Source organism: Sphaerospermopsis sp. FACHB-1094, assembly GCF_014696195.1.
In the GTDB taxonomy this organism is placed as follows: domain Bacteria; phylum Cyanobacteriota; class Cyanobacteriia; order Cyanobacteriales; family Nostocaceae; genus Sphaerospermopsis; species Sphaerospermopsis kisseleviana.
The window spans coordinates 87,520-100,301 of sequence record NZ_JACJPT010000002.1 but is presented as its reverse complement, the minus strand read 5'-3'; the positions used below and the strand labels follow the sequence as shown (position 1 = coordinate 100,301).

Annotated in this window: 9 protein-coding genes; all 9 read left to right on the top strand. The window is 36.8% G+C overall.

Going from position 1 to position 12,782, the window contains the following annotated elements:
- Nucleotides 1–52 precede the first annotated feature (52 nt).
- The 9 genes from H6F47_RS01020 (at nt 53) to H6F47_RS00980 (ending at nt 12,739) form a co-directional block, all read left to right on the top strand.
- Complete coding sequence (locus H6F47_RS01020; RefSeq protein ID WP_190647359.1) at nt 53–2,932, top strand: hypothetical protein; 2,880 nt, start codon at nt 53–55, stop codon at nt 2,930–2,932.
- 136 nt (nt 2,933–3,068) lie between these two features.
- Nucleotides 3,069–3,827 (top strand): hypothetical protein, encoded by a 759-nt coding sequence (locus H6F47_RS01015; protein WP_190647357.1) that lies wholly within the window; start codon nt 3,069–3,071, stop codon nt 3,825–3,827.
- Between the two features lie 94 nt (nt 3,828–3,921).
- A complete protein-coding gene (locus tag H6F47_RS01010) occupies nt 3,922–5,064 on the top strand; it encodes a hypothetical protein (protein ID WP_096573018.1) in 1,143 nt (380 codons plus the stop codon).
- A gap of 39 nt (nt 5,065–5,103) precedes the next feature.
- Nucleotides 5,104–5,886, top strand: coding sequence for a hypothetical protein (locus H6F47_RS01005; RefSeq protein ID WP_096573019.1), 783 nt, complete (start codon nt 5,104–5,106; stop codon nt 5,884–5,886).
- A gap of 169 nt (nt 5,887–6,055) precedes the next feature.
- Complete coding sequence (locus H6F47_RS01000) at nt 6,056–7,771, top strand: TrbI/VirB10 family protein (protein ID WP_190647355.1); 1,716 nt, start codon at nt 6,056–6,058, stop codon at nt 7,769–7,771.
- 42 nt (nt 7,772–7,813) lie between these two features.
- A complete protein-coding gene (locus tag H6F47_RS00995) occupies nt 7,814–8,602 on the top strand; it encodes a hypothetical protein (protein WP_096573021.1) in 789 nt (262 codons plus the stop codon).
- Nucleotides 8,603–8,814: 212 nt separating this feature from the next.
- Nucleotides 8,815–10,101, top strand: coding sequence for a hypothetical protein (locus H6F47_RS00990; RefSeq protein ID WP_096573022.1), 1,287 nt, complete (start codon nt 8,815–8,817; stop codon nt 10,099–10,101).
- 508 nt (nt 10,102–10,609) lie between these two features.
- The gene (locus H6F47_RS00985; RefSeq protein WP_096573023.1) at nt 10,610–12,340 is read left to right on the top strand and encodes a type IV secretion system DNA-binding domain-containing protein; all 1,731 of its coding nucleotides are present in this window, start codon (nt 10,610–10,612) and stop codon (nt 12,338–12,340) included.
- 78 nt (nt 12,341–12,418) lie between these two features.
- Nucleotides 12,419–12,739, top strand: a complete 321-nt coding sequence (locus H6F47_RS00980) for a nucleotidyltransferase domain-containing protein (protein WP_096573024.1) — start codon at nt 12,419–12,421, stop codon at nt 12,737–12,739.
- Nucleotides 12,740–12,782 lie beyond the last annotated feature (43 nt).

The window sequence follows — 12,782 nt, the reverse complement described above, 5'->3', positions numbered from 1 at the left end:
CAAAATGCACTCAATTAATTTTGAGGCTTGTATTTATATTTTAGTAAAAATTATGACATCAAGTTTTTCAGCTAAAGAAAAAATACCCAAAGATAAGGTAGGTAGACAAAATATCTCTGCTCAAGAGATTTCTGTAGCCAAACGCCTTACTCCTTTTGAAGACTTAACCCATATTGCAGCGATCGCCAGTATTTCCATAGCTGGCAGAAAAGATGTTGGTGCAATTATCCTCAAGCGAAAAGACGATATCCAAATTAAATTCTGCTTTGACTGTCAAGGTATCCATTCTTCACTTCCAGATAGTCAAATTTTACCAATTTTTACAGGTATAGAGGCAGGACTCAAAGAAATACCCTATGGTGAAACTTTAACCTTTCATCTGGGTTCGTTTACCGATGACCATCACCGTCAACAGGAACTAAAAGCATTAGAAGAAAATTGTCGCAGTAATGAACTGATGCTTTTAATTCGGTCAGAACGTTTGCGAATTAGAGATTTAACAAATCAAGGCAGTCGGAAAAACAAATTTTTGCGAATTTACTGTACCTACACTGTTGCTATTTCTGAAGCTGGTAAAACAGCAGACTTGGTGGAGAAATTAATTCTCCACGCTAGAGAAAGTTGGCATAAATTTACTGGACAAATTCACGAAGTGCGACATCAACGCATTGAATCAATACTGAAAAATAGCTTTACATCTGGCTATCAACTTTGGGAACAAACTCTAAATAATAAAATGGGTTTGAATATCAAACCATTGGGTTCTCAGGAATTGTGGGGAGTAATTTGGAATCAATTTAACACTAGCAAACCTCCAAATATTCCGCATTTACTAACCTTAGATGATGATGGACTGCGGGAAGAACAAAATAGCGACTTTCACATCCGTCATTTAATTTTAGAACGAGAAGCATCAGTTCCTTTCTTCGATAGAGCTTGGGTAAACTTGCAAAATCGTTACATTGGAGCATTAACGTTTACAGAAAAACCAATTGGTTGGGTGGATGAATATGCACAATTACGGTATTTGTGGGAACTAATTGCTAGAGATAAGGTTTCTGATACAGAAATCATCTGTCAACTGACGAGAGCTAACGAGGGGTTAGCTAAAACAGCACTGCAACGTCTAACTAAACAATCTATCGTTTCCTCTGCCATATCTGCGGAAAAAAACAGCGTGGATGTAAAAGCCAATTTGAACATGGAAGAAGCGATCGCCGCACAGGAAACCATCTATAAAGGCGCAGTACCAATTAATACCGCAGTAGTCTTTCTGGTACACCGTCCCTCACGTCAAAAATTAGATGAAGCTTGTCATTATGTTTCTAGCTGCTTTCTCCGTCCGGCTGTTGTGGTGCGAGAAATGGAGTATGCCTGGAAAGTATGGTTACAATGTTTACCTATTGTCTGGCAAAACTTATTGAGTAAACCATTTAATCGCCGATTGCCTTATTTTACCAATGAAGTCCCCGGATTAATGCCAGTAATTAAAACTGCAACTGGGGATAAAACAGGGTTTGAATTAATTGCTGATGAAGGTGGTACTCCTATTCATTTAGATTTATACAACCACCACAAAAATTTAGCAGTATTTGGGACAACCCGTGCAGGTAAATCGGTATTAGTGGCTGGTTTACTCACCCCTGCGTTAGCTCAAGATATTCCTGTTGTTGCTCTTGATTATCCCAAGCCTGATGGTAGTAGCACTTTTACTGATTATACTAATTTTATGGGGGAAGATGGGGCATATTTTGATATTAGCCGTGAAACAAACAATCTGTTTGAATTACCAGATTTAAGGGGGTTAGAAGCAGAGTTAAGAAAAGAGCGATTAACAGATTTTAAGGATTTCCTTAAATCCACAATTATGACAATGGTGATAGGTACTAATCCTGTTGGTGTTGATGCTACGATGGTGAGTAATATTGAAAGTATCATCACCTTAGCAATTGAAACTTTCTTTGCCGATGATGATATTAAGTTACGCTATAAACTGGCATTAGAAAAAGGTTTGGGGACGGAAGAATGGAATGATACGCCTACACTCAATGACTTTTATAACTATTGCTCTCCTGGTTATATTAAACTAGATTCAATTGCTAGTAATAGTGAGGAGCAATTAAAAGCACTAGACCAAATTAGGTTACGATTAAAATTTTGGCTTAATAGTAGAGTTGGTCAATCTATTAGCCAACCTTCCAGTTTTCGTACGGATGCTAAATTGTTAGTATTTGCATTGCGTTCTCTTTCTTCTGAAGCAGATGCAGCTATTTTATCATTAAGTGCTTATGCTGCAGCTTTGCGTCGCGCTTTGAGTTCTAAGGCTTCTATTTTCTTTTTAGATGAAGCACCAATTCTGTTTCAATTTGAAGCAATTGCCGAATTAATTGGTAGATTATGTGCTAATGGTGCTAAAGCTGGAATTCGTGTAATTTTATCAGCACAAGAACCAGATACTATCTATCAAAGTAAATCAGCCGCTAAGATTATCGCTAATTTGACAACTCGGCTTATTGGTCGAATTCAAAGTAGTAATATTGAGTCGTTTATCAAGTATTTTCAATATCCAACTGAGATTATTTCGCGCAATAGTACAGAGTCATTTTTTCCCAAGAAGGAAAGTATTTATTCACAATGGCTATTAGATGATAATGGTAAATTTACTTTTTGTCGTTATTATCCTGCTTATTGTCTTTTAGCTGCTGTTGCAAATAATCCTCAAGAACAGGAACTCAGAACATTGTATCTCAGGAAATATAAAGATGATCCTATTACTGGAATAGTCAGGTTTTCAGAAACATATATCAAGATGATTAGAGGTGAAGAACTTACAGAGGAGGCTAATGCAATTTTAGAACAGGTGAAACTGAAATCAAAACAAATTCATGTTTCAGAAATTAAGTCTGATAAACCATTGAAAATAGTGGCATAAAGGAAATATAAATAAAAAATATCCCATCTTTTTTAGTGCAGGGGAGCAGAGGAGCAGGAGTCCTATATCAAACTTATTTGTTGTTATCCAATTTTCTAAATTTATCTAGTCTTTCACCATTAAACAGGAAATACTCATGAAAAGTAACAAGAAAAAGGTAATATCAACTGCTATTTTGTCAAGTTGCGTCTTAGTAGCAATAGCTTTACCAAAAGATGCTTTGGCAATTGACTTGGGAGGACAAATTGAAAACTTCTTTAACCAAACATTTGGATATATAAACGGCTATTTCAACGAAGTAGCAAATCAACTAAAAAAAGAAGTAGATGAAAGTTGGGAGAATCTGCAAAAAGATGCTCAAGCAGCAATTGAAGAATCTACAGGAAATATGGGAATACCTGACCCTACAGCAGCTAGTCAAATATTAGCTGATAAGTTGCGAGACAAAGGAGGAATAGCAGCAGAAAGTAGCAGTGTTATTGGTGCAGTGGAAGCTGGAAAACAACTTGAAAGAGATAGCACTCGTGCTGCGGTAGCTAGTGTTTTAGGGAAAGCAGGACAACAGCGTACTCAATCGGAAATTGATGCTACCAACAAAACTGTTGGACAAGCACAGCAGTTAGCTGAAGATGCCCAAAATATGGATGCTTCACAAGATGTTCTCAAAGCGATCGCTGCTCAAAATGCTCAAATTGTCTCTATGTTAGGGCAAGTACGTACTGATGGTTTACAAGCAAGACATGATGCTCAACAAACTAACCTCATGCTGAATCAAATTGCTGAAAGTCAAGCAGAACAAAATCGTGCCAGAAGAGTTTTAACTACTGGTATGACCAGTCAATATTTAGAGTTAACTGGTTGGAGTAGATTAGACCCTGCTTATGTCAAGAAATAAGATATATTGAACCTAAAATTTTCACACTAATCACATTCTTCAACAAGGAGTTAATCAACTCTTTTTTCACTTCTATTCTACCAGGAATAACGCTATGTTAGGTCGAACAATACTAGCAGCTAATAACTTCGGTGCAGGGGATTTAATTGAAAATGCCTCTGCTGGTGCCAGCTTGGTAGCAGAAGGTTTTAATGAACTATGGCAACAAACTCTTACAGGTGGATTATATGCTTCGCTGTGTAAAGTTGGAGTATTATTTGCAGTTGCTACCCTCGCATTATTCATGGTGCAATGGGGTAAGCAAATGATTAATGACGAAGAACAAAGGGCATTCAGTGAATTAATTTGGCCTTTAATTGTCACTGTTCTTCTTGCTAATAATGGTTCTCTACTAGCGAATAGCACTTTGGCACTGAGGGAATATATTAACAGTGTCAATAACTATATATTAGAGTACACGGCAGCAGACGCTGATTTGAGAGCAGCTTACCAACAAGCACTGGGACAAGCAGCATTAGAAACAGCCGTAGGTAATGCGATTCAAGAATGTCGTTCTTCTCAATTATCAAATGAAGAAGGAATACAATGTCTCAAACAAGCAAGAGCAGATTTAGAAGCTAAATTTCCTGACATTTTTAAAGATGCAGAAGGTGGTAGCTATTTAGGAGCAGCAGACAGTTGGGTAACTCAAGGTTTGGATAAAATTAATCAAGCAGTTTCTGAAGCAGAAGGTGATGGTTTAGTGGGTAGTATTGCCAATAAATTTACTGCTGCATCTAGTGCTGCAATTGGTGCAGTTGTTACCACTTTTATTACCAGTTTATTATTAGCACTAAATAATGCTTACCAATGGGGATTAGAACTAGCATTACTTCTCACTGCATTAATAGCTCCTTTAGCAGTAGGAGGTTCTTTAATGCCAATTGGTAATAAAGCAATTTTTGGTTGGTTAACAGGGTTTTTTACTGTTGGTCTTGCTAAACTTTCTTTCAACATTATTTTAGGTTTAGCTGGACAGTTAATTGCTACAGCCAAAGCTAGTCAACCGATGATTTTTTTGGCATTTATTGGTTTAGTTGCCCCATTTTTAGCCACAGGAATTGCTGCTGGAGGTGGTCTAGCAGTTCTAACTCAGCTTAATAATGGCGCTCAATGGTTAGCTAGTGGTGCTATCTCCGCAGGTAATATTGCTCTTTCTGCTAGTGTGTCACGAATAACAACAATGATTCGCAAATAAGAATTTTATCAATAAGAACTTTATCAATTTTGAGAAATTATGCTCAATCACACGAAATCTAAAATTCCAAAAAGGGAAGCATTACAGTTTTTAAGTTCTGGGCAATCGGTATCTAATCCCATTGCTATTGTTGCTGTAATGTCTCTAATTTTTAGTTCTTTATCTTTTCTGTTACAAGTTTTTAATTATGGTGCAACCTCAACTTTAGCTCGTAAAAAGCCACCATCTTTAGTCCAGATTGCTGATGGGAATACAATCAATGTTAAAGCATTAGAACCTGATGACCGTTCAGCAGAAGTGATTAAAAAATTTGTGGTTGATACTCTAGTGAAAATATTCAATTGGGATGGACTGATAAGATTAAATAAAAATGGAGAAATAATCACTCAACAAGATAATGGTATTAGTATAAAAGTTAACAAAGTAACTGCACGAGTTACTACAAAAGCTTGGGAAGCTGCCTTTGCATTAAGTGAAGAACAAGATTTTCGATCTAGTTTTCTGAAAAAATTAGCGGAACTTACACCACCCAGTGTTTTTCAAGGTGGTTTACAAAGTTCTTTAGTTCCAAGATATGTTAGTGAACCACGCAAGATAGGTCAAGGAAAATGGCAGATAGATGTGATTGCTACTCTGGTGACTTTTAGTAAGGATGATAATGCTGGTAATGGAATAGCTTTTAATAAAACTGTGACGGTTCAAGCTATACAAAGTCCTCAAAAGCCTCCTGAAACAACAGAAATTGCTCATAAGATTTATTCGGTTCGCAGGTCAGGTTTAGAAATTATCGAAATCACGGATTTGAATTTAGGTAAGAATTGAATAATTTTAAACAACAAATATTGATTGATATTTTACCCTAATTAAATCCTAAAAGCAATGATTAAAACACAAACAACAATAGCAATTTACAATGTTCCCTGTTCCCTAAAACTAAAAAACCTTGTATTTGACGAACATGGGAACTGCTATATATAAAATAGGTGAATTTATGAACCCGATTTTAGAAAATCAAACTGACCCTAACAAGATAAATAATTTACTCAATTTTCAAGAAGATGAAGAAGAAAATACCATTAGTGAGATTGAACATGAAAATATTATTCCTGAAACGGAAGCGGATGTAGAATTATCAGATGAATTGGCATTAATAGAAACACAACATTCACTTGTTAATTCTCCTTGGTCACGCACAATAGTAGTTGGGGGAGGATTTGGATTAGGATTTATTCTACTTTTTATGTTCCTTAATCCCATGATGAATGGCAAGGTAACTAAAGAAGAAGCAATACCAGAAGTTGCTACTACTTCTCCTTCTGAAGAAGAAGTTCCCAAACAAGATGGTGATATTTATGCCAAGTTAGCATTACAAAAACAAGCAGAGGAACTGGAGGCATTTAAAGAACAAAATAGAGTCAGGCAAGAATTACCCGTTGCAAAACCGGATAAGCAGATAATTGAAAATTTGCCCAAAACTCAACCTATTTCTACTAAATCTGTCAGGAGGGAAACATCATTAACATCCAACAGAGAACAACAACCTAGAAGAATTATCAGAACACAAAGACTTGAAGAATTGCCAATCGCACGCTATTCACCTCCAGTAAAAACTGCTGTAACTTCAAGAATATTACCCCAACAAGAAACCACTTTTAAAACTTCTACAGAACCTACTGATCCTTTAGCAGAATTAGCAAGATTACGTTCTCTTGGTTCTGGTGGTCAAATTGATTATGCAGCAGCAATTACAAATGACAAACAGGAGGTAGCAAGCACGCAGACTCAAAATGTTGTCACATCTGATTATGTTCCTAGACGTAGGTCGAGTTATAACCGCGATTCTCAACTAGAAACAGAACTAGCAACAGTTACTACAAATCACTCAGAATCAGATTATGACAGCAATTTTGATAATAGCAAAAGGGCGATTGAACAACTAAAAGCTAAGTGGAATCCGGTAATTAGTGCGAAAAGTTTAGATAAAAGTGATAACGTAACTAATTTCAATGAAAGCAACAATTATTCCCCAGAAGAAGCTGCTATTATTGAGGGCAGAGAAGAACAGTATTTAAGAGTAGGAGAACACGCTGCTGGGATATTAGAAACACCTGTTGTCTGGTCAGCAAATATTAATTCTCATAATTCTCACATTCAAAATAAGTTTGTGGTTAAACTCACCCAACCTTTACTAAGCAATATTGGGGAAGAAGCGATTCCTGCTAATACACTTTTGAGTGCAGAAATTCAAGAAGTTGATTCATCTGGGAGAGTTACTGCTGTAGTTACTGCCATTCTCAAAGATGGTACTGAATATACATTACGACCAGGAACAATTGTTATACAGGGGAAAGAGGGAGAACCTTTAATTGCTAATCAATATCGGGACAAAGGTAAAGAGATTTTAAGCTTGGATGCAGGATTAGGTTTGATGTCAGGACTGGCCAAGGTGGGGGAGGTGGTTAATCAACCTGATATTCAAAGTAGCATTTCTCAATCCAATGGTGGGTTTAGCAGCATCCAAACCAGTAGAAGTGGCGATCGCTCTTTATTAGGTGCTTTTGCTCAAGGAGCGTTTGGTGCAGTTTCCAAACAGGTGGAGGAACGAAATCAAAAAGCGATCGCAGAAATTATGAAGCGACCCAACATTTGGTTTATCCGGCAAAATACCCAAATTACTGTTCAAGTAAATCGCTCTTTACGACTTTAAACTACCGAATACAAATTGATGAAAGTCTCCTGGAGGATGAAAATGAACAAGTTTTTCTGGTTATCTCTAACTGTCACAGCTTCTTTGTTGGTCAATATTCCATCTCAGGCACTACCGACACCAAGAACACAATTAACTAATACCAAAAGTTCTGTACGTATTATTCCCAGAAGCAAGGCCACAGGCACTCAAGCACAACTACAAACTGTAGAGGTATGGCCGGGACATGGTGTATCTATCTCTTTTTACAAAACTGGTGAGGTGATTCAACGAGTGTGGTTAGATGACCCTTCCCGCATACTTATGGATGTAGATGGTTGTTTGCAAGGTTTGTCTGATAGGTCGAATTGTCAAAACCCAGGAGCAGGTTTAATTCATCTGAGACAAATTAAACCGGTTAATATTCCTGGAATACCCACTGCTAAAAATGGCGCACACTTGACGGTGATCACGCAATCTTCAGCCGGGACTCGCCAAGTTTACAACTTTCGGGTGCTAACAAGCAAAGGTACTCCAGCCTATAGTACCATCTCTATCACTCCTGATGTCACCCGCAAAGAAACACCACCTACAGATTCTATCATTGTCACAACTATTACCAAAGGATTACAGGTAGCAGCAGAAAAAGGGTGGATAACTCCTAGTAATCCTTTATGGCAGAAACTACAACAACTAATTCAAGAGTTAGAGTCTGGTAAAAATCTAACCAGTGCTGCTCAAAGTGTTAAAGTTTCGCCTCAACTGGTTGAGCGTTTATTGCAATTAGGAACTGAATCAACTAAATCAAGTATTCCTGCTCAAAAAGGTAAGCATTTAACTGTCAGTAATTAGCTTTAAAGATTGAAACAAATAACAAGATAAAAATACACCAGAATTCAGGAGTCAGAAGTAAAACTGTCTTTGTGTATAGGTTTTAATTTAGATTCTGTACCTCATTGATCTGCAATCTGCTGTCAGAAGTGTGTAAATTAGGGATCATCCCAAATGTGTAAGTTTATTTTTCAGGTGTTCATTCTAAGAATTAAGGTAATCAAGGTGTAAATATGTTACATAATCCTCAATCTCGAAATAATCACCAACTCGTTCAAAGCACAAAAAATAATCATTTTAATTTAAAATCCAATATCAAATACTGGATGTTTTTGGGTTTATGTACAAGTTTATTATTGCATGGCTTAATATCCTTTCGCCATCATAATTTACTTGGTTATATTTTAGGAATTCAGCCAGCAACAGCATCTCCTACACCAACAGTGAACACTATCCCTAGTAAATATATAAATAATGCACCAGTTCCTGATTGGCAAAGCATTACATTTAAATCTTTTGTTTTCTCTAGTCCTGGTAGTGTTGAACTTCCCAATGTTGAATTTCCTGGATATAAATCAATCAGAAGTTGGCAAGCAGGACAAAGTTTAGATGAAGTGATGGAATTGGGAGATTTTGAAAATGTATTTAATTTAGAAAATTTCAGTTTACAAACAATTGGTCAACTGAGTGGTATTTCTCTGGTAAATACTAAGTTATCAGATTTTCAAACGATTAAATGGCAAACTGTCCCTGAATTAACTAAAGCCATTCCTACTCTAGTTAATGAATATGTAGAAAATGTATTACCTATTCAAGATTTGATTAAAAAGATATTGGGTGGTACGAATATTAATGGACAAACAATAGGAGAAATCATCAATGATTTACCACAGATAAAAGATATAGAGTTAGGAGAAATTGATTTATCTCAATATAAACTAACTTCCATTCCTGGAATAGAAAAAACTGCTCTTAAACAATTTAGTAATTGGCAGAATACTAGCATATCAAAAATACCTGGACTAAATCAGGTAACATTCGCTAATTTTCCCAATGCACCTGTACCCCAAGGAAGTATTGTTGGTAAATTAGATTTGCCATTAAAGGAAGTAGAATCAAACCGACAACGTTCGATTAGTGGTAGTGACCAAGTTGGATTTAATATTCCATGTACTAACAACTGCGCTCACATAGAATTATCAGGTGCAGGTGGAATCACAGGTACTCAATGGATGAGTGGTAAATTTCAACAAGTAAAGGGTGGGTTTGGGATATTAGGCAATCTTAATGGTGGAAAAGAACCGACAGGAAGGCATCCTTTTGGTAAGGGATTTAAACAAGCTGTGTGGGATATTAATGAAGGTGATGGAACTGCATCAACAGCTATTTTCTTCCGCATTTGTCGGCGAGGTGGTTGGTTTGATTTAGGTTGTTCCCCTTATTTCATTGGACCGTTTCCTTTTTTCATATATCAAGAAAAATCACCTATATTTCTTGGTACTCCTTTAACAGTTCCCTAGATAATTTAATGTTTTTTGAAGTTGCATTTTAGTGGAGATAGGATGTTATGTGTAATGAGAGTTTATATATCGTGCTGATATCACAATTTTATCTAATTTGTGTTTTTAGAGGATGCGTGACAAAGCATAAATAGATTTTTTATTTCACGCAGAGGCGCAGAGAACACAAAGAAGAGAATTGCAACAAAAAATAATTTTTTATGACTGATACAGAACTAATATAGGCATCCTATTTGATTTCTGAAAAAATCAGTTACACTTAATTTTTCATAATCCTCTTACCTGCCTAAAAAAACTATCAGCAATCAAATCATATTACTATATATGTTTTAAAATATTCATCTACAACAACTTTCAAATTTTCAAACCACACTCTTGCGCTCTTCTCTGCGCCTCCGCGTCTGGAGCGTGAGATAAAGAAAATGTAGTTATCTACTTGAAATGGCTGTAATACTAAATTTCTCAATCTTAGATTTAGATCAATCATTTTGAAATTTATATAATCACAATGAGTACAAACAACTTTATTTCCGAACTACAAAATCCCCAAGCACCAATTGGTAAATACACTCATTACCTCTTCTCTTCTAATGGGTTAGTGCTGACAGGATTATTACTCGGTTTTGTCTTCCTACAAATATTATCGGGAACGAAAAAAGGCAAATTAGCTACCAGTTATTTTGGGGGAAGAAAGGAGAAAGCTAAAGCCAAAAAGAAAGCTATCAAACAAATAGCTAATCCTCAATGTGATAGTGCTACTCTCTATATTGGTAGACACAAATTTACAGGTAAAAAAACTCAAGATAAAGAACCAGGAAGTCCCATACCGTTATACATACCAGATGTACAAAGAGGAACGGCAGTCATTGGTGCGCCCGGTAGCGGTAAATCATTTTCTGCTATTAACCCGATGATTTATAGTGCCATTGACCAAGGTTTTCCAATTGTTTTATATGACTTTAAATACCCAACTCAAGCTAAAGTTGCCAGTTATGCCAAAAAGATGGGTTATAAAGTCCATATCTTCGCTCCTGGTTTCCCTGAAAGTGAGGTGTGTAATCCCCTTGATTTTCTCCGAGATTCTACGGACGCGGAAACAGCAAGGCAGTTAGCAACTGTAATCAACAAAAATTTCAAAATGATGGCTGCTAGTAATGAGGATGCTTTTTTTGGTCCTGCTGGTGACCAGTTGACCGAAGCTATCCTGATGCTGACTAAGCAAACTCAGTATCCAGATATTATGACAGCGGCGGCTATTTTGAGTAGCGATCGCATGGTAGAAAGATTAATGGCTGCTAATCTCAATCCCTGGATTAAGATTGCTTTTGGTCAGTTGTTTAGTTCTGCTGGTTCTGAGAAAACGATTGCAGGTATCGCCGGTACTGCCAGTTTGATGTTTACCCGGTTTATGAAAAAGAATACTTTGGGGTGTTTTGTGGGTAAGACGACTCTACCTCTGGAAATCAAGGGTAAGCAGATGATTATTTTTGGGTTAGATAGGGAACGACGGGATGCTGTGGGTCCACTGTTATGCAGTATTTTACACATGACGGTAGCTAAGGCGATCGCTAAAAAAAGGCAAGATCCATTAGTTGTTGTTCTCGATGAAGTGCCTTCTTTATACCTACCAGACCTGTTTAGATGGCTCAACGAATCTCGTAGTGAGGGTTTTTGCGGCATTCTGGGTTGGCAGAACATGGGACAGTTAGAGAAATACTACGGTAAGGAGGTTGCTAAAACCATGCTGGGTGCTTGCGGTACGAAGTTCATTTTTAATCCAGGTGAAGAAGAATCAGCGCGGTTGTTTAGTGCTTACCTGGGAGATGAAGAAATTAAGTATAAGCAAAAATCTAAAAGCACTGGGGGAGGTAAAAGCAGTACCTCAATTTCCGAACAGGATAAAACACGGAAGTTATTTGAACCAGCACAGTTTTTGAAGTTGCCACCGGGGAAGTGTATATTTATTAATCCGGCTTACTGTAATCAAAATGAAGCTTCTGTTCCTTTATTAAAAACAATTAAAATACCGAAAGTTTTAATTAATATTGAGCAAGAAAATGACTCTAGATGGACAAGTTTGATTGCTCAATTAACAGAGAAAAGCACTCAACAACGTCCTACTCAAGAAGATTTAGATAAACGAGTGGCGGAGGTAAATAAATTATTTCCTGTTCCTCAGCAACCTGTACAAGCTGGTGCTGTACCATTACCTATTGATGCTTATAAAGGATTTTTCTAATTAGCAATGTTAACATAATTTAGATAGGGAGATTAAGAAACAGTTAGCCAAGATAGATTTTTCTCTGGAGGAATAGAAATGATACAGGATAGTGAACGAAAAATTGTTTCAGAGTTTCGCTCCCAACTGGAAGCAATAATTCCCATTTTAGATTTGCGGGTATTTGGTTCACGAGCGCGGGGTGATGCTACAGACGAATCAGATTTAAATGTGTTTATTAAAGTTGCTGAATTAGATAGATACTGTCGAGAAAAAATTAGTGATATAGCCTGGGAAGTAGGTTTTAAATATGATCTAGTTATTTCCACCTTTGTAGTCACAGAAGCACAGGTAGAAAGGGGAGCTATGGGGGCTAGTCCCTTAGTGGCTAAGGTGTTACAAGAGGGTATTTCTATATGATAAATCAGCAACTAAAGTTATTAAATGAATCCTATTAATCCTT